The sequence below is a fragment of the Micromonospora halophytica genome, assembly GCF_900090245.1.
GTDB classification, from domain to species: domain Bacteria; phylum Actinomycetota; class Actinomycetes; order Mycobacteriales; family Micromonosporaceae; genus Micromonospora; species Micromonospora halophytica.
Map to the genome: position 1 here is coordinate 25077 of NZ_FMDN01000029.1, position 15660 is coordinate 40736.

Annotated in this window: 17 protein-coding genes and 1 riboswitch; of the genes, 9 read left to right on the forward strand and 8 right to left on the reverse strand. The window is 72.1% G+C overall.

Translation table 11 applies throughout. The features are described 5' to 3' along the window. The first annotated feature begins 24 nt into the window (after window positions 1-24). Together GA0070560_RS25660 and GA0070560_RS25665 are read left to right on the forward strand one after the other, a co-directional pair. The gene (locus GA0070560_RS25660; protein WP_245675715.1) at window positions 25-1392 is read left to right on the forward strand and encodes a TrkH family potassium uptake protein; all 1368 of its coding nucleotides are present in this window, start codon (window positions 25-27) and stop codon (window positions 1390-1392) included. Continuing rightward, window positions 1385-2065, forward strand: coding sequence for a potassium channel family protein (locus GA0070560_RS25665; protein ID WP_091302333.1), 681 nt, complete (start codon window positions 1385-1387; stop codon window positions 2063-2065). The genes GA0070560_RS25660 and GA0070560_RS25665 overlap by 8 nt, the downstream gene beginning before the upstream one ends. 19 nt (window positions 2066-2084) lie before the next feature. On the opposite strand, the gene nhaA is transcribed toward GA0070560_RS25665, so the two are convergent. Beyond that, a complete protein-coding gene (nhaA, locus tag GA0070560_RS25670; protein WP_091302335.1) occupies window positions 2085-3413 on the reverse strand; it encodes a Na+/H+ antiporter NhaA in 1329 nt (442 codons plus the stop codon). A 395-nt stretch (window positions 3414-3808) separates the two neighbouring features. Between nhaA and GA0070560_RS25675 the strand changes: the two genes are divergently transcribed. Beyond that, entirely contained in the window at window positions 3809-4435 is a 627-nt protein-coding gene (locus GA0070560_RS25675) for a universal stress protein (protein ID WP_139131598.1), read from the forward strand. Window positions 4436-4546: 111 nt separating this feature from the next. Here the strand turns inward: GA0070560_RS25675 and GA0070560_RS25680 are convergent, their stop codons facing one another. From GA0070560_RS25680 to GA0070560_RS25695, 4 genes are all read right to left on the reverse strand, one after another. Continuing rightward, a complete protein-coding gene (locus GA0070560_RS25680) occupies window positions 4547-5200 on the reverse strand; it encodes a LysM peptidoglycan-binding domain-containing protein (RefSeq protein WP_091302339.1) in 654 nt (217 codons plus the stop codon). Further along, window positions 5199-5370: riboswitch (cyclic di-AMP (ydaO/yuaA leader) on the reverse strand. It overlaps the preceding gene by 2 nt. A 73-nt stretch (window positions 5371-5443) precedes the next feature. Further along, a complete protein-coding gene (locus GA0070560_RS25685; protein ID WP_091302341.1) occupies window positions 5444-6025 on the reverse strand; it encodes a hypothetical protein in 582 nt (193 codons plus the stop codon). 154 nt (window positions 6026-6179) lie between these two features. Then, on the reverse strand, window positions 6180-8066 hold the full coding sequence (gene htpG / locus GA0070560_RS25690; protein WP_091302343.1) for a molecular chaperone HtpG: 1887 nt from the start codon (window positions 8064-8066) through the stop codon (window positions 6180-6182). Window positions 8067-8154: 88 nt separating this feature from the next. Further along, a complete protein-coding gene (locus GA0070560_RS25695; protein WP_091302345.1) occupies window positions 8155-8814 on the reverse strand; it encodes a class I SAM-dependent DNA methyltransferase in 660 nt (219 codons plus the stop codon). A 47-nt stretch (window positions 8815-8861) separates the two neighbouring features. Between GA0070560_RS25695 and GA0070560_RS25700 the strand changes: the two genes are divergently transcribed. Together GA0070560_RS25700 and smpB are read left to right on the forward strand one after the other, a co-directional pair. Further along, window positions 8862-9107 (forward strand): S8/S53 family peptidase, encoded by a 246-nt coding sequence (locus tag GA0070560_RS25700; protein WP_211565998.1) that lies wholly within the window; start codon window positions 8862-8864, stop codon window positions 9105-9107. Window positions 9108-9233: 126 nt separating this feature from the next. Beyond that, window positions 9234-9728, forward strand: coding sequence for an SsrA-binding protein SmpB (gene smpB / locus GA0070560_RS25705; RefSeq protein WP_091302350.1), 495 nt, complete (start codon window positions 9234-9236; stop codon window positions 9726-9728). A gap of 99 nt (window positions 9729-9827) precedes the next feature. Here the strand turns inward: smpB and GA0070560_RS25710 are convergent, their stop codons facing one another. Then, complete coding sequence (locus tag GA0070560_RS25710) at window positions 9828-10130, reverse strand: helix-turn-helix transcriptional regulator (protein ID WP_091302352.1); 303 nt, start codon at window positions 10128-10130, stop codon at window positions 9828-9830. Window positions 10131-10197: 67 nt separating this feature from the next. Here GA0070560_RS25710 and map point away from each other — a divergent pair, with 67 nt between their 5' ends. The 3 genes from map (at window position 10198) to GA0070560_RS25725 (ending at window position 12969) form a co-directional block, all read left to right on the forward strand. Next, window positions 10198-10980, forward strand: a complete 783-nt coding sequence (gene map, locus GA0070560_RS25715; RefSeq protein ID WP_091302355.1) for a type I methionyl aminopeptidase — start codon at window positions 10198-10200, stop codon at window positions 10978-10980. A gap of 214 nt (window positions 10981-11194) precedes the next feature. Next, window positions 11195-12010, forward strand: a complete 816-nt coding sequence (locus tag GA0070560_RS25720; RefSeq protein WP_170839585.1) for an MEDS domain-containing protein — start codon at window positions 11195-11197, stop codon at window positions 12008-12010. Continuing rightward, window positions 12007-12969 carry an anti-sigma factor RsbA family regulatory protein gene (locus tag GA0070560_RS25725; RefSeq protein ID WP_091302359.1) on the forward strand — a complete coding sequence of 321 codons (963 nt, stop codon included), beginning with the start codon at window positions 12007-12009 and terminating at the stop codon, window positions 12967-12969. Before GA0070560_RS25720 ends, GA0070560_RS25725 begins: the two co-directional genes overlap by 4 nt. A 58-nt stretch (window positions 12970-13027) precedes the next feature. On the opposite strand, the gene GA0070560_RS25730 is transcribed toward GA0070560_RS25725, so the two are convergent. Beyond that, the gene (locus tag GA0070560_RS25730) at window positions 13028-13441 is read right to left on the reverse strand and encodes a hypothetical protein (protein WP_091302361.1); all 414 of its coding nucleotides are present in this window, start codon (window positions 13439-13441) and stop codon (window positions 13028-13030) included. Between the two features lie 108 nt (window positions 13442-13549). Further along, a complete protein-coding gene (locus GA0070560_RS25735; RefSeq protein ID WP_091302363.1) occupies window positions 13550-15280 on the reverse strand; it encodes a M28 family peptidase in 1731 nt (576 codons plus the stop codon). Window positions 15281-15445: 165 nt separating this feature from the next. Here GA0070560_RS25735 and GA0070560_RS28425 point away from each other — a divergent pair, with 165 nt between their 5' ends. Continuing rightward, on the forward strand, window positions 15446-15637 hold the full coding sequence (locus GA0070560_RS28425; RefSeq protein WP_139131601.1) for a hypothetical protein: 192 nt from the start codon (window positions 15446-15448) through the stop codon (window positions 15635-15637). Window positions 15638-15660: the final 23 nt, after the last annotated feature.

Consider the following 15660-nt stretch of genomic DNA (forward strand, 5'->3'; position numbering starts at 1 on the left):
CCGGAACGGGTGGGCGGGAGCTGCGTGCCGACGCTGAGGCGGCTGCCCGCGTGGAAGCGCACCGGCAGCCGGTTCCGACACCCGGCCCAGGTGATCAGCACCGGGTTCGGCGCCGCGGTGGCGACCGGCACGGCCCTGTTGTCACTGCCGGCGGCCACCCAGTCCGGGCACCGGGCGCCGCTGGTCGACGCGCTGTTCACCGCGACCTCCGCGGTCTGTGTCACCGGGCTGGTGACGGTCGACACCGGCAGCTACTGGTCCGGGTTCGGACAGGTGGTCATCCTGCTGCTCATCCAGGCCGGCGGTCTGGGCATCATGACGTTGGCGACGCTGTTCACCGTGCTGCTCTCCCGCCGTCTCGGACTACGCGCGCGGTTCCTGGCCCAGGCCGAGACCAGGAGCCTGAGCCTGACCGACGTGCGGGGCGTGGTCCGGCGGATCGTCCTGTTCAGCCTGATCAGCGAGGCGGTCGTGGCAGTGGTGCTGACGCTGCGATTCGCCACCGCCTACGACGAGTCGCTCGGCGCGGCGGCCTACGACGGCGTGTTCCACGCGATCTCCGCGTTCAACAACGCCGGTTTCTCCACCAACGTCGACAGCCTCGTCCGCTACGTCACCGACCCGTGGATCAACCTCACGATCACCGGCGCGGTGATCCTGGGCGGGCTCGGGTTCCCCGTGGTGTTCGAACTCCTCCGCTGCTGGCGCCGACCGGCGCGGTGGTCCGTGATGACCCGCCTCACCGTCACACTCACCGCCACCCTGCTGGCGCTCGGGACCCTGGTGTTCACGCTGGCCGAGTACGCCAATCCCCGGACCCTGGGGCCGTTGAGCGTGCCGGAGAAGTTCCTCGCCGGGTTCTTCGCCTCGACGATGACCCGTACCGCCGGGTTCAACAGCGTCGACATCGGGGCCATGCGACCGGAGAGTCTGCTCGCCAGCGACGTGCTGATGTTCATCGGCGGGGGCAGCGCCGGCACCGCCGGAGGGATCAAGGTGACCACCTTCGGGCTGTTGGCGTTCGTGCTGTGGTCGGAGATGCGCGGGGAGACCCACGTCAACGTGGGCAGACGCCGGATCCCGCCCAGCAACCAGCGACAGGCCCTGGCGGTGGCGCTGCTCAGCGCCACCGCCGTGGCGACGGCCACGTTCGTCCTGGTCGCGATCACCTCGTACGGCCTGGAGCCGATCCTGTTCGAGGTCGTCTCCGCGTTCGCCACGGTCGGCCTGTCGACCGGGATCACCGGCAGCCTGCCCCCGCAGGCGGACCTGCTGCTGGCCGTGCTGATGTTCGCCGGCCGGATCGGGCCACTGACCCTGGCTTCGGCGCTGGCGCTGCGCGACCGGACCCGCCGATACGAACTACCCGAGGAGAGGACCATCGTTGGCTGACACACCGAACGACCCCGTGGTCGTCATCGGCCTGGGCCGCTTCGGCAGCGCCCTGGCCCTGGAGCTGACCAACCGGGGCACCGAGGTGCTCGGCATCGACAGCCGACCCAAGGTGGTACAGGCGCTGTCCGGGAGCCTGCCGCATGTGATCACCGCCGACTCCACGGACATCGAGGCGCTGCGGCAACTGGGCGTCGCCGAGTTCCACCGCGCCGTCGTGGCCATCGGCACCGACATCCAGGCCAGCATCCTCACCACCAGCCTGCTGTCGGAACTCGGCATCCCCGACATCTGGGCCAAGGCCATCAGCGACCAGCACCGCCACATCCTGACCCGGGTCGGCGCCACCAAGGTGGTCGCGCCCGAACACGACATGGGCGAGCGGGTCGCCCACCTGCTCTCCGGACGGATCCTCGACTACGTCGAGGTCGACGCCGACTTCGCGGTGATCAAGACCACCCCGCCCCGCGACGTGGTCGGCAGGCCGCTGCGGGAGTCACGGGTACGCAGCCGGTGGGGCGTGACCGTCGTCGCGGTGAAGCCGCAGGCGACCCTGGCCGGACGGCGGCCGGAATTCACCCACGCCACCGCGGACACCGTGCTCGCCCACGGCGACCTCATCCTCGTCGTCGGTCCGATCGACAGTGTGGAGCGGTTCGCGACCAGCGACTGAGCGGGCTCCCGCCGGCGGATCACCGCCCGGCGGTCCCCTCCGTCGGCGTTTCGAAGACGTCCGGAACGCCGTCACGGTCGCGGTCGATCTGTTCGATCTCGTGCACCCGACGGTAGAAGCGGCTGCGGGCGCGCAGGATCACCGTGGCGAGCAGCGCGGAGAGCAGCGAGCCGGTGAGGACGGCGACCTTCACGTGGTCGTCCCGCTCACTGCCGAGGCCGAAGGCCAACTCGCCGATGAGCAGGGACACGGTGAAGCCGATCCCGCCGAGCAGCGACAGGCCGAGGACGTCGAGCCAGTTCAGGCCCTCGTCGAGGTCGGCCCGGGTGAACCGGGAGACCAGCCAGGTGGCGGCCATGATGCCGATCGGCTTGCCGAGCAGCAGGCCGACGACGATGCCGAGGGCGACCCGGTCGGTCAGCGAGGTGACCAGGCCGGCGAGGCCGCCGACGGTCACGCCGGCGGAGAGGAACGCGAAGATCGGCACCGCGATGCCGGCGGAGACCGGTCGGAACCGGTGCTCGAAGTGCTCGGCCAGCCCCGGGCCGGCGTCCGGGCCGCCCGCGCTCTCGCTCCGGATCACCGGGACGGTGAAGGCCAGCAGGACGCCCGCCACGGTGGCGTGCACCCCGGACTCGTGCACCAGCACCCAGGTCACCGCCGCCAGCGGCAGCAGCAGCCACCAGGACCGGACCCGCCGCTGCACCAGCAGCCCGAAGATCACGAGCGGGACCAGCGCGCCCAGCAGCGGCACCACCGACAGGTCGGTGGTGTAGAAGACCGCGATGATCACGATTGCCAGCAGGTCGTCGACGACGGCCAGGGTGAGCAGGAACGTGCGCAACGCCGACGGCAGGAACCGGCCGATGACGGCGAGCACGGCCAGGGCGAAGGCGATGTCGGTGGCGGTGGGGATCGCCCACCCCCTCGCCGCGCCGCCCCCCGCGCCCGCGGCGATGGCGGTGTAGATCAGGGCGGGTACGACCACCCCGCCGACGGCCGCCGCCACCGGCACCGCGGCACGACGCGGGTCACGCAGGTCACCGGCGACGAACTCGCGCTTGAGCTCCAACCCGGCGACGAAGAAGAAGATCGCCAGCAGGCCGTCGGCGGCCCAGGTGGCCAGACTCAGGTCGAGATGCAGCGACGCCGGACCGAACCGGAAGTCCCGCAGCGACTCATAGCCGTCGGACCAGGGCGAGTTCGACCAGACCAGGGCCAGCAGCGCCCCGACGAGCAGGAGCGCGCCGCCCACCGTCTCCCGGCGCAGGATGGCGGAGATGCGGCTGGTCTCGCCCCAGGAGCGGCGGGCGAACAGGCTGGGGCGGCGCCGGGTGGCGTCGGTCACGAAAACTCCTCGTCGGCAGGGAACGCGTCATCCATCGCCGACCAGACTTCCCGGCACACCTGACTCAACCCTATCCACCCCGACGGCATACGGCCCGTTGGAGCCTCACCCGACCGCCGCATCAGTGCCCCGCGGCGACGCGGCGCACCAACCGCGGGCCTCGTCCCGCGGCACGCCGGTGGCCCGCAGGACGTCGTTGGCGACCGTTCGCGCGCCACCAGGCGACGGACCTCGTCCTCGTCGGCGGGTTCGGCGTACGCCGCCGGGTGAAGGCGAGACCGCCGGACCAGTTGACGAACTCCGGTGCCACGCGACCCCCTCCCCGCCGGACGGGCGGCTTACCCGCCACCGGGCCGGGTAGTCACGCGTGACGGCGGACCGACCGGGGGGTGACGATGGGTGAGGTGTGGTGGGTCGTCCTCGCGGTGCTGGCCTGGCTGGCGATCGGCCTGGTCACCGCGGCGGTGTTCGTCACGCGGGGCGGACACCGCAACCTGCTGTGGTATCTGGTGGGCGGGCTGCTCGGCCCGATCTTCGTGCCCATCGCCGTGGAACGCGGCCGGGCCGGCACCCGGCGGGTCGACGTGCGCTCCCGCCCGCCCTCGGGGCGGGGCGCCGGGCTGCGGGTCCTGGTGGGGCTGGACGGGTCGGCAGACTCCGACCGGGCCCTGCGCACCGCCGTGCACGCGCTCACCGGCACGGCCGGCGACCTGGTCCTCGTCGCCGTGACCAGCCCGGACCTGGTCGACATCGAAGCCGCCGAGGAGGACCGACGGGCCCGCCGCATGCTCGACGAGCGGGTCGCCGGGCTACCGGCCGGGCTGCCCGAGCCGAGCACGGAGATCATCGCCGGTCACCCGGTGGACGCGCTGCTGGCGGTCGCCGACGCCCGGGACGTCGACCTGCTCGTCGTCGGCCGGGCCGGGCACGGACTCGGTGAGCGGCTGCTCGGCAGCGTCGCCGAGGAACTGGCCCACCGTTCCCGCCGCCCGGTCCTGCTCGGCGGCCTGCCCGGCCGGTGAGGCGTTCCGCCGGCGCGGACCGGGACGGGGCGCGGACAGTGATGCCCGGCCGGTACGCCGACCGGCCGGGCATCACTGGTGCGGGTGCCCGTGCAGGGGGCCGCGGTGTTGTCAGAGGCTGAGCTTCTGGCCCGGGAAGATCAGGCCCGGGTCGGCGCCGACGACCCGCTTGTTGCGCTCGTACAGTGCCTGCCAGCCGCCGGCCAGCTTCTTCGCCTCGGCGATCTGCGACAGGGTGTCCCCCGGGCGCACCACGTAGGTGTCGCCGCCGGCCGCCGGGGCGCTGCGCTGCTCGGTACGCGTCGACCGCTGCGTGGTGGCCTTGGCCGTCCGGCGCGACTCGGAGCGCCGCTCCGACTTCTGCGACTTCTCCGACTTGGTGGCGTAGCTCTTCGTCGAGCCGCCCTTCTTGCCACAGGTCGGCCAGGCGCCGATGCCCTGGCCGTCGAGCACCTTCTCGGCGATCGCGATCTGCTCGCTGCGAGTGGCCAGGTCCGCCCGGGCGGCGTACTTCTTGCCGCCGTAGCCGGACCAGGTGCTCTGGGAGAACTGGAGGCCACCGTAGTAGCCGTTGCCGGTGTTGATGCGCCAGTTGCCGCCGGACTCGCACTGGGCGATCGCGTCCCAGTTGACGCTGGCGGCGCTCGCCGGGGCGGCCGGCGCCAGGACGGCGGCGACCCCGGTGACCGCGCCGACGGCGAGCGTGCCGACGGCGACGCGGCACGGGCTGACCCGTCGATGACGGGCGACGTATGCAGTTGCCATGTGTGATCCTCCACGCCGACGAGGTGAGCTGTCGGGTTCGGGCCGAGGAGCCCGGCCGCCGTGGCGGCTTCACCCCGAGGTGACGTGCACCGAGGAACGTGTGGGTCCCCCGCTCCATGCCCAGGTGACGAGGTCCGTGGCCGGCGGCATGGATTAGGCGTTACCGACCCCGGTGTCCGCGATCGCGGACCAGATCGACGTTAGGAACCGTTTCGGCGTAATGCCCACTTCTTGAGAGGTTCTTCACCCGGTCAGGCGAGGACCCCCGGCTCCCGGTTGCGGACTTCGGGCCGCCGTGCACAATGCCCGGTCAACCCGGATTCTTCTGCCCCAGGCCGAGGGCCGCGGTGCGACGTCGCAGGTGAGTTCTCCCGGCTGCATGAGGACGCTCGGGGGCCGCCAGACCTCGACGCGGTCACCGACCACTCTGGCCAGCAGGCACGAGCCGCGTCGGCCCTCCCGCAGCGCCAGGCCCACGGTGCCGTCGGCGGTCGCCACGTCCCGCCGCACCCGGGGATCGAGCCGCAGCCGGTCGACGGCCGCCTCGACGGACTGCTCGGTGGCCGCCGGGCCGGTGGGCAGCGAGCGGCGCAGCCGCTCGTCGGTGCCTGACGGCAGGCTCGGGGCGGGTCGCCGGGTGATCGGCGCGGTGGGCAGGCAGTCCACCTCGGTCACCGGGTCCACCCGGCCGTCCGGCCGGTACCCGAGCCGGTGGCAGTGCGTCACCTCGGACAGCCGGGCCCGGGCCTGCTCCCTCGCCCGGCGCAGCGCGTCCGCATCGTCGTCACCGGCAGCCCAGCCCGTGAGCAGCGCCGCCAGCACCACCGCGCCGGCGATCCCGCCGTGCCCCGTCCGACCCGCATGACCGCATCGTGCCCACCCGGCGCGGCCCGCCCAGGGGGCACGGCCGGTCGGGAGGCCCACGACGGCCGGTGCGGCCCGGGTCGGACGCGAAATCCGGCCCGGGCCGCGGACGACGTCAGAGGGTACGGGCCAGCCGGTCGGCCAGCACCCGCGCGAACCGTGCCGGGTCGGCGAGGTCGCCGCCCTCGGCGAGCAGCGCCATGCCGTACAGCAGTTCGGCGGTCTCGGCCAGCGCCGGGTCGGCGGCGTCGCGCTCGTACGCGGTGCGCAGCCCGGTGACCAGCGGGTGGGTCGGGTTGAGCTCCAGGATGCGCTTGACCGCCGGCACCTCCTGCCCCATCGCCCGGTACATCTTCTCCAGCGTCGGGGTGATGTCGTGCGCGTCGCCGACGATGCAGGCCGGCGAGGTGGTCAGCCGGGAGGAGAGGCGGACCTCCTTGACGGTGTCGGCGAGCGCGCCGCCGAGGAAGGTCAGCAGGTCGGCGTACTCCTTGGCCTGGCGTTCCCGTTCGGTCCCGGCCTCCTCGCGCTCCTGCTCGGTATCGAGGTCGACCTGGCCCTTGGCGATCGACCGCAACGGCTTGCCGTCGAACTCACCGACCCGCTCGACCCACACCTCGTCGACCGGGTCGGTGAGCAGCAGCACCTCGTAGCCCTTGGCCCGGAACGCCTCCATGTGCGGCGAGTTCTCCAACGTCGCCCGGCTCTCGCCGGTGGCGTAGTAGATCTCGCCCTGGCCCTCCTTCATCCGCGCGACGTAGTCGTGCAGGGTGGTGGGCTCGGCGGCGTCGTGGGTGGACTCGACGGACACGATGTCGAGGATCGCCGCGGTGTTGTCCGGGTCCTCCAGCAGTCCCTCCTTGACCACCCGGCCGAACTCGGACCAGAAGCTGCGGTAGCGCTCGGCGTGCGCGGTGCGCATCTCCTTGACGGTGGCGAGCACCTTGCGGACCAGCCGGCGGCGGACCACCTGGATCTGCCGGTCCTGCTGGAGGATCTCCCGGGAGATGTTGAGCGACAGGTCGTGCGCGTCCACCACACCCTTGACGAAGCGCAGGTAGCTGGGCATCAGCGCGGCGCAGTCGTCCATCACGAAGACGCGCTTGACATAGAGCTGGACGCCCCGGCGGCCGTCGGCCATGTAGAGGTCGAACGGCGCGTGCGACGGGATGAAGAGCAGCGCCTCGTACTCGAAGACGCCCTCGCCGCGCATGTGGATGGTCTCCAGCGGGTCGGCCCAGTCGTGGCTGACGTGCCGGTAGAAGTCGCGGTACTCCTCCTCGGCGACCTCGTCGCGCGGGCGGGCCCACAGCGCCTTCATCGAGTTGAGCGTGGCCGGCTCGGCGTCGGCGGTGACGAGCCGGATGGGCCAGGCGATGAAGTCGGAGTACTTCTTGACGATCTCGCGGATCTTGGCGTGGTCGGTGTAGTCGTGCAGGTTGTCGTCGCTGTCGGCCGGCTTGAGGTGCACGGTGACCGTGGTGCCCTGTGGGGCGTCGTCGACGGTCTCCACCACATACGTGCCCTCGCCGGTGGACTCCCAGCGGGTGCCCTCGGCCTGGCCCGCGCGACGGGTGACCAGGTTGACCTTGTCGGCGACCATGAAGGTGGAGTAGAAGCCCACGCCGAACTGGCCGATCAGCTCCTGGCTGGCCGCCTCCTTGGACTCCTTGAGCTTGCGCAGCAGCTCAGCGGTGCCGGAGCGGGCGATGGTGCCGATCAGCGAGACGACGTCCTCGCGGGACATCCCGATGCCGTTGTCCCGCACGGTCAGCGTCCGCGCCTCGGGGTCCGTGGAGATCTCGACGTGCAGGTCCGAGGTGTCGACGTCGAGGTCCTTGTCGACCAGCGACTCCAGCCGCAGCTTGTCCAGCGCGTCGGAGGCGTTGGAGACGAGTTCGCGCAGGAAGACGTCCTTGTGCGAGTAGATGGAGTGCACCATCAACTGCAGCAACTGACGTGTCTCGGCCTGGAACTCCAACGTCTCGGTCCGGCTGCTCACACCAACCTCCTCATCCGGTGGTTCCGGTCCCGTGTGGGATCCGCGCAAAGGATACGAGCCGCCGTGGCGGCCCGGTCACGCCCGGTCGTCACCCCGGCCGGCGGGCCATCAGGAACGCCTGCGCGGTCGGCTCCGGGCGGCCCTGCCACTGCTCGGGCTCCCGGCACAGCCGGGCCCGTACCTGCAGCCCGGCGGCCTCCAGCAGGGCGGCGACCCGCTCGGGGCGGCGGCGGTGGAAGACGAGGTCGACCTCGTGGCCCCAGGCGTCGGTGCGGTGCACCGGTTCGTCGCCGACCTGGAAGGCGAGCAGCGCGTGCCCGCCCGGGGCGAGCACCCGGTGGAACCCGGCGAACGCCGCGGGCAGCCGGTCGTCGGGCAGGTGGATGACCGAGTACCAGGCGACCAGCCCGGCGAGGGCGCCGTCGGACTGGTCGAGGTCCAGCATCGAGCCCACGGTGAAGCGCAGGTCGGGGTGGAGCCGGCGGGCCTCGGCGATCATGCCGGGTGAGAGGTCGAGACCGCCGACGTCGAGACCGAGGTCGCTCAGGTGCCGGGTGATCCGGCCGTTGCCGCAGCCGACCTCCAGCACCGGCCCGCCCCCGCCGGCGCGCACGGTCTCGGCGAAGGCGGCGAGCAGGGCGCGCTCCAGCGGTCGGGCCGCCAGTTCACCGGCGACGAACCCGGTGTAGTCGGCCGCCATCGTGTCGTACGAGGCGCGGGTGGTGGTGAGGAAGTCGGGTGCGGTCACGGTCGCCGACCCTACCGGCCGACCGGCCGGACACAGTGGATCTGACGGTGTACGCCGAACCGGCCCGGGCCACCGGCTCCGGCGTCACCGTCGCGGTCCTGGACACCGGCGTCACCACGCACCACGACCTGGCCGCCGACCTCGTGCCCGGCCACGACTTCGTCAGCCGCCCGGCCGACGCCCGCGACGGCTGCGACCCGGACGCCACCGACCCAGGACGACTGGGAGGAGCCCGGCGACTGCGTTCCGCACGGCACCCATCCGTTCGCAGAAAGCGGCCGAGGCGGTGCTGACCGGCACGACCGCGTACGACGGGCAGTGCCGGGTCTGACCCACCCGACGCCCGACGGCGTCGCCTCCCTCGGGCGGCGCCGGCGGGTATCCTGCTCCCGGTCCGCAGCTCACCGGGGGAGGTCGCCGTGGCCAGGGACACCGGGCGCACGCTCATCGCCTCCAACAAGAAGGCCCGGCACGACTACACCGTCCTGAAGACCTACGAGGCCGGGATCGTGCTGGCCGGTACCGAGGTGAAGTCGCTGCGCGAGGGGCGGGTGTCGCTGGTCGACGCCTTCGCCCAGGAACGCGACGGCGAGATCATGCTCTACGGCCTGCACATCGCCGAGTACGGCTTCGGCACCTGGACCAACCACCAGCCCCGGCGCACCCGCAAACTGCTGCTGCACCGGGTGGAGATCGCCCGGATCCTGGAGAAGCTGCGCGACGGCGGCGTGACGCTGGTGCCGCTGTCGATGTACTTCAGCAACGGCTGGGCCAAGGTCGAGCTGGCCCTGGCCCGGGGCAAAAGGTCGTACGACAAGCGGCAGGCGCTCGCCGAGCGCGACGCCAACCGGGAGATCGCCCGTGAGCTGGGACGCCGCCTCAAGGGCCGCCGCCCTGCTGGTGAGCGGGGCTGATCGTGGAATCGACACTCAGCGTCCAGACGATCTTCCCAGCAGTGTCCGCCCCGGCGTTCTGCATCGTCGGCAACCGCAACGGAGCCGAGGGGTCGAGACCTATGAGGCCAACCGCTCACCGGCGTTGCGACCTGATCTTGCGAGTCCGGCCCCGCCGTCCGACTGGTTGATCTCTGACCACACTGCGTCGAGGGAGAGGCCGAGGACGTCGGCGATCGCAGCGATGGTCGGGAAGGCCGGGGTGGCTACGCGACCGGACTCGATCTTCCGAAGAGTCTCCGGCGAGACACCTGCGTCCAGCGCGGTGCCGAGCATCGAACGCCCTCCCCTGGCGCGACGCAGGAGGGCGCCGAGGCGCTGTCCGCGTTCGACCTCTGCGGGAGTGAGCGGCAACCTGACCATGGCTGCGATTCTAGTACCGGGATAATATGGCCGGGATATTTATTGGTCACGCGAGGGAAGGCGCTGCATGATCGAGATCCTGAGCCCCACAGACCTGCTGCGAGCGAAGGAGGCCGGCGCCCTGGTCGCCGGCATGCTGCAGACACTGAAGAGCCGCAGCACGGTCGGCACGAACCTCCTGGACATCAACCGGTGGGCCCGAAGCATGATCACCGAAGCCGGGGCGCAATCCTGCTATGTCGACTACGAGCCGCCCTTCGGACGCGGGCCGTTCGGCCACTACATCTGCACGTCGGTCAACGACGCCGTGCTCCACGGACTGCCGTACGACTACGCGCTTGCCAACGGCGACCTGCTGACGCTCGACCTCGCTGTCTCCAGAGACGGGGTTGTCGCTGACTCCGCCGTCAGCTTCATCGTGGGCGACGTCAAGCCCCCGGAGAGCATTGCGATGATCAACGCGACCGAGCGCGCACTGAACGCAGGCATAGCCGCGGCCGGCCCCGGGGCTCGCATCGGTGACATCTCCCACGCCATCGGCTCGGTCCTCAGCGAGGCGGGATATCCGATCAACACCGAGTTCGGCGGTCACGGCGTCGGATCGACGATGCACCAGGACCCGCACGTCTCGAACACGGGGCGGCCCGGTCGCGGATACAGGCTGCGCCCCGGGCTGCTGCTGGCATTGGAGCCGTGGGTCATGGCGGACACCGCCGAGCTCGTCACCGACGCCGATGGCTGGACACTCCGAAGCGCGACAGGCTGCCGGACAGCGCACAGCGAGCACACGATCGCCATCACCAACAGCGGGGCCGAAGTCCTCACCCTGCCGAAGCAGGCACAGCCGTGAGGTGACGGCCATCCGCACTCCCCGCTTCCCGCAAGTGGCTTCCTGGTCGCGGCGTCACCGTCGCCCCGGCCCGTACCGCCGGCAGCGGTGTCCGGCGACCGGGCGGAGGCGGGTCCCCCCGGCCGCCGTGCCCCCGCACCGGTCGCTCGACCGACCGGCCGGGTCCCTGGCCACCTACGCGCCCGGCATACACTGCGGGCATGAGGCAGTCAGCGTGACCAGCGCAGAGAGGGCGTCCGGGCGTCCTGGTCACGCCTGCTGGAGCTACGACGACCCGGCCATCTTCGAGGCGCGGGCACGGGCATTCCTGCTCGCTGGCCTGACCGCCGGTGACCGCGTCAGCTACGTCAGCCCCGAACCGGTGCCGGTGGTCGTGGAGCGATGGAACAGCACTCCACGACTGCGCGAGGCGCTGCACAGCCGCGCGGCGGAGATCGTCTCCGTGGAGCAGATGTACGGCGACGGCGTCCTGGCCCATGACGCCCAACTGGACTCCTACGCCACGACGATCGCGGCGGCGCTCGCCGACGGGTACGCCGGCTGGCGGATCGCCGCCGACGCCACCTGCCTGGTGCGCGACCCGCAGCGGCGGGAGGCGTTCGCCCGCTACGAGCACCTCGTGGACCGGTTCATGCGCACCCGACCGATGTCGGCCGTCTGCGGCTACGACCGCAGCCGTCTCGACGAGCGGGTCATCGAGGAGCTGGCCTGCCTGCACCCGACGTCCGACCCGGGCACCAGCCTGTTCCACCTGCACGCCGGTGACGACGGCCTGGTCCTCGACGGGGAGCTGGACACGTCGAACCAGGACGTCTTCGCCACCGCCCTGCGGCACACCGACTCCGGTTCCGGCGACCTGGTGGTCCGCGCCGCCGACCTGCGCTTCATCGACTACCGCAGCCTCGTGCACCTGCACCGGCACGCCGAGAGCCGGCACGGCGACGTGGTGCTGCACACCGACCTCGCGCCCGCGTCCCGACTGGTCGCGCTGCTCGGGTTGACCCGGGTGCGGGTGGAGGCGGCCGGATGAGGACGGGCGCCGCCGCCGGGCACCCCGGCTACTACCACGAGGCCCTGCTCTACGACTCCGACGACGAACTGCTCGCCGTCGTCCTGCCTTTCCTGCGCGACGGGGTCGCGGCGGGTGAGCCGTCGATGGTGTCACTCGGCGAGCGCAACACCGCCCTGGTCCGCTCTGCGCTGCCCGCCGGATCCGGCGTGACGTTCCTCGACGGCGGGGGCGTCTACGCGCGCCCCACCGCCGCGATCCGGTCGTACCGCCGGCTGCTCGCCGACCATGCCGCCGCAGGCGCGGCGCAGATCCGGATCGTCGGCGAGCTGCCGCCGGTGGCGTTCGGCCGGTCCTGGGACTGGTGGGCACGCTACGAGTCGGCGATAAACCACGCGTACGACGAGTTCCCGCTGTGGAGCATGTGCCCGTACGACACCCGGACGACGCCGCCGGAGATCCTCGCCGACGTCGCCCGCACCCACCCACGTACCGCCACGGCCGACGGCCGGCACCTGCCCAACGAGGCCTACACCGAGCCGGAGACCTACCTGCGCGAGCCCCGCCCGGTGCCGCCCGACCCGTTGCAGCGGGGTGCCGCACTGGTCGAGTTGGGCGACCCGACTCCGGCCCAGGCCCGGGCGGCGGTGCACGCCGTCGCCACCGCACACCTCACCGCCGACGAGGTGGAGGATCTGTCCGTGGCGGTCAGCGAGGCGGTGACCAACGCGCTGCGGCACGGCCTGCCGCCGGTGCGGTTCCGGCTCTGGGCCGGTGGCGGGCGGGTGGTGGTGACCGTCAGCGACGCCGGCAAGGGCCCGTCGGACCCGTACGCCGGCCTGCTGCCGGCACCGGGTGCCACCCCCGGCGGCCTGGGGCTGTGGATCACCCACCAGTCCTGCGACCACGTGGCGATGCAGCGCGGCCCGGACGGCTTCACGTTGCGCCTGACCACCGGCGATCCGAACCTCGCCGGCTGAGCGGGCCGGCCGGGGTGCCCTGGGCGGGGCTCGGCGCGGCCAGTCGGATCGACCTGGGTCAGCCGCGCAGCAGGTCCGCCTGGGCGGCGCGCAGCCGGTCCACGGCGGCGTCGACACCGGGCGGAACGCGCCGGTCGAGCTCCGCCCACACCTCGGCGAGGGCGTCGGTGACCGCCCGCAGCTCGGCCGCGTGCCGGCGGGCGCCGTGGCGGTGCGTCTCCTCAAGTCGACGGGCCCAGCCGGCGGTGACCGCGGCGAGCCGCCCGTCGTCGGCGCGGGCCTGGGCGGCGGTGCGGGCCGCCGCGACGGGCACGACGGCCGCGAGCGGGCGTGGATCGCCGTCGCGGGTGACCAGGGTGACCGTGTCGGTCAGCTCGGCCATGGCGATCACCTGGGTCAGCCGGGTGCGCAGCTCGCGCAGCGGCATGGAACGGGGTGGACCACTGTGGTGGGTCAGCGCGGGGGCAGCCATGCCCTCATGGTCCGACCGGGGTACGACATTTATCGCCGTCTGGGTCTGCCAACCCGACGCCGCAGGTCGGGGCGGGGTGGGCACCGGGCCCACCCCGCCCCGGCCCGGTCAGCTCGCCTGCAGGGTCACGTCGTCGATGACGAAGCTGGTCTGCAGGGACGCGTCCTCGGTCCCGGTGAACTTCAGCGTGACGGTCTGCCCGGCGTACGCGGCCACGTTGAACGAGCGCAGCACGTAGCCGCTGGCCGCGTTCAGGTTGGAGTAGGTGGCCAGGGTGGTGGTGCCGAGCTGCACGGTCAGCCTGTCGTACGCGGTGCCGGTCGTCGTCTCGGCGGTGTCGATGTGCAGGTAGAAGCCGAGCGTGTACGTCGAGCACCCGGCCGGCACGGTCACCGACTGCGACAGGGTGTCGGTGTGGGTCCTGCCGTACCCGTCGAGCCACGCCTTGTACGACCCGGTGCGAGCCGGCTGGCTGGTCGAGCTGGTGATCACGCCCGAGCTGGCGGTCCACGGGGTGGTGCCGGACTCGAAGCTGCCGTTGCCGACCACCTGACCGCCGGTGCAGCCGCCGGTGCCGGTCACGGTGAGGCTGTAGGTGGCGGTACGCGTCACCGAGCCGGTGCCGGTGACCGTGATGGCGAAGGTGCCGGTGGTGGCGGTCGACGAGGCGCTGACGGTCATGGTGGCGGAACCGCCGGAGGTGACCGACGACGGGCTGAACGACACCGTGACGCCGGCCGGCGCCCCGGAGGCCGACAGCGCCACGGTCTGGGCGCTGCCGTTGGTGGTGGCGGTGCTGACCGTGGCCGTGGTGGACCCGCCCCGGACCAGGCTGCCGGAGGTCGGGCTGACCGCGACGGAGAAGTCGTTGGTCGCGGTGCCGACCGCGAGCTGCCAGAGGGCGTACGCGACGCCGTCGGCACTGCGGTTGAGGTGGGTGGTGCTGATGTTGCTGGTCGTGTCGCAGGACCGGTGGTAGCAGGGGTCGTACGCGGCGCCGGAGGTGCCGCCCCACTTGGCGGCCTGGGCGCTGGTCTTGCGGGCGCTGGCACCGGTGGCGTACCCGGAGGTGGGGATGCCGGCCTGCTGGAAGGGGTAGTCGTCGGAGCGGCCCTGGCCCTCGACGTTCTCCTCCGGCTGCAGACCCAGCGAGTCCCAGTACGCCTTGAGCGGCGCGGCGGTGGTGGAATTGAGCCGGTTGATGAAGTAGCCGCCGTTGGTCGAGGAGACCATGTCGAAGTTGTAGTACCCCTTGATGTAGCCGCGCTGGGTGGCGGTCAGCGAGTTGACGTAGAACTCCGAGCCGTTGAGGCCCTGCTCCTCGTCGGTCCACCAGGCGAACCGGACCCGCTTGGTCATCGTCGGGTTCCGACTCGCCAGCACCAGGGCGTTCTCCAGCAGGCTGGCCGAGCCGGAGCCGTTGTCGTTGATGCCCGGGCCGGCGGAGACGCCGTCCAGGTGGGCGCCGAACATGACGACCTGGTCGGCGGGGCCGTGCGGCCACTCGGCGATCAGGTTGTTGGACCGATAGACACAGCTCGTGCAGACCTGCTCGGTGACCGTGTACCCGGCGGCCTGGAGCTTGGACTTGACGTAGCTGACCGAGGCCGTGTAGCCGGCAGACCCGGCCCGGCGGTTGCCGCCGTTGCTGGTGGCGATGCTGTTGAACTGGGCCAGGTGGGCCTGGACGTTGCTCACCGAGATGTCCGGCGCGGCCAGCGCGGCCACCGGGGCGGCTGCGGTCGGCCGGATCGCCGTGGCCGGCTGCGCGGCCACCGTCATCGTCACTGCGGCGAGGACGGCGAGCGCGAGGCCCGTGGTCGGCGTTCTCAGTCTCATGCGGGCTCCTCATGGGGGCACGGGCGTGACCGGGTCCCGAGCGGGGTGCGTTTCGGGGCGGACGGGACGCCCGCGACCTGGGGGTGAGGTCGCGGCGGTCACACCGGGGAAGCAAACAGTGGCATGTATCAATCTCGTGGTCAACCGGCCGGAAGGTGTCACAATTTGCCAGTCGCAGCGCACCGGGACGCGCCAGCAGCACCACCGGGCCTGGCGGCCGGCCTCGGCGCGGCGACCGTGCTGCCGGTCACCGCGCTGAGCCTGCCCGTGCTGTGGCGGCTGACCCGCCCGGCCTCCGGCGTCACCACGGTGGAACCTGGGCTCTCCGGTTCCGTAGGACGGCGCTCTCTCCGCTGAGCCACCGGGGCGCACGACCGGCG

Excerpts from the sequence above, each read along its gene's own strand:
- GA0070560_RS25725 (WP_091302359.1), top strand. The coding sequence starts at position 12,007 with ATGAGGACGGGCGCCGCCGCCGGGCACCCCGGCTACTACCACGAGGCC.
- GA0070560_RS25735 (WP_091302363.1), bottom strand. The coding sequence starts at position 15,280 with ATGAGACTGAGAACGCCGACCACGGGCCTCGCGCTCGCCGTCCTCGCC.
- GA0070560_RS25675 (WP_139131598.1), top strand. The coding sequence starts at position 3,809 with ATGGGTGAGGTGTGGTGGGTCGTCCTCGCGGTGCTGGCCTGGCTGGCG.
- GA0070560_RS25730 (WP_091302361.1), bottom strand. The coding sequence starts at position 13,441 with ATGGCTGCCCCCGCGCTGACCCACCACAGTGGTCCACCCCGTTCCATG.
- GA0070560_RS25680 (WP_091302339.1), bottom strand. The coding sequence starts at position 5,200 with ATGGCAACTGCATACGTCGCCCGTCATCGACGGGTCAGCCCGTGCCGC.
- map (WP_091302355.1), top strand. The coding sequence starts at position 10,198 with ATGATCGAGATCCTGAGCCCCACAGACCTGCTGCGAGCGAAGGAGGCC.
- GA0070560_RS25710 (WP_091302352.1), bottom strand. The coding sequence starts at position 10,130 with ATGGTCAGGTTGCCGCTCACTCCCGCAGAGGTCGAACGCGGACAGCGC.